We start from the raw sequence: 1,177 nt of genomic DNA on the forward strand, positions 1-1,177 counted from the left end.
CTTTTCACACTCGGAGGGCGGCCCGGGGAAGGGGCATCCGCTCCGGGGACCGGAGCCTCCCGGGCGCCGTCGGCGGCTGTCAGTCCGGGGCGGTCTAGCGCAGCCATTGAATGGGGTGACCCGGCAGGGCTTAGCGTCGACCGGTCGCTCATGGGTCGAGATTCATGCCCCGCTGGTCAATGCCGGTGGAGGGTGACCCCTGCCCCGCGCCCAGCCCCGATCGTTCGGGCCGGGCAGGCCCCATCCATCCCACCAGCCCCATCGCCGGCCGGAAGTCGACCACTCAATGACGCTACGGCGTACATTAAGCCCCCCGAGGGTCCGATATGCCCACTAAAGCCCCTTTCCCCGACTGGGTTACCGCGAGTATGTACGCCGTAGCGTCATTCCGGCGGGGTGGGGGATTCAGGCGGCGGCGCCGAGGGCGAGGGCGCCGATGACTGGGGCCGCGTAAACCAGGGGGAACGGGACGTGCGCGTATACGCGGGCGCGGATCACGGTGATGACAGCCCCGGCGAAGTACAGCACCAGACCGATCCCGGCGAGGATGCCGATGATCGGCACGGCCAGCCCCACCAGCAGGCCGACTGCCCCGGCAGCCTTGGCCACGCCGAGCCAGACCCACCAGGACTTGGGAACGCCGTACTCGGCCAGGGGTTCCACCACCCATGCGGCTCGGAAGAAGACGGAGCCGGCCGAGAATCCCGCCATCAGGGCGGCCAGAACAGTGACGATGACGTAGGCGATGAACATCGGAGGGGCTCCTCAGGAAGGGTGTCTTGAGTCCGTCACCCCTCTGACACCCCCCACGAAGGAAACGTGACAGCCGTCCCGGATTCCTTTTTTCGGCGCTCGATTCACGCTCCTGGGGTGTCGGCTTCACCCCCACCGGAGAGTGACCAGCGGGGCATGAATCCCAACCGAGAATCGAGTGGCACCCGCTTAGCCATGCCCAGCCGCCCCATTCAATGGCTGCGCTRRACCRCCCCGGACTGACAGCCGCCGACGGCGCCCGGGAGGCTCCGGTCCCCGGAGCGGATGCCCCTTCCCCGGGCCGCCCTCCGAGTGTGTAAAGGCGGGTGGAGGTGACGGGTCAAGGGTGGGCGCAGCCCATCGCGCAGCGACGCGACGAAGGAGCGCCCTTGATGCGGCGCCGGAGCCCGCAACACTCGGAGAG

General features: G+C 68.7%; 1 protein-coding gene. It reads right to left on the reverse strand.

Annotated features, from left to right (window positions below):
• Window positions 1–405: 405 nt before the first annotated feature.
• Window positions 406–753 (reverse strand): DoxX family protein, encoded by a 348-nt coding sequence (locus EAO71_RS36090; RefSeq protein ID WP_147982028.1) that lies wholly within the window; start codon window positions 751–753, stop codon window positions 406–408.
• Between the last annotated feature and the right edge of the window lie 424 nt (window positions 754–1,177).

It is taken from the genome of Streptomyces sp. MS191 (genome assembly GCF_008042125.1).
Lineage (GTDB): Bacteria > Actinomycetota > Actinomycetes > Streptomycetales > Streptomycetaceae > Streptomyces.

What these genes read in the sequence shown, in the direction of transcription:
- EAO71_RS36090 (WP_147982028.1), bottom strand. Translation starts at nt 753, where the DNA reads ATGTTCATCGCCTACGTCATCGTCACTGTTCTGGCCGCCCTGATGGCG.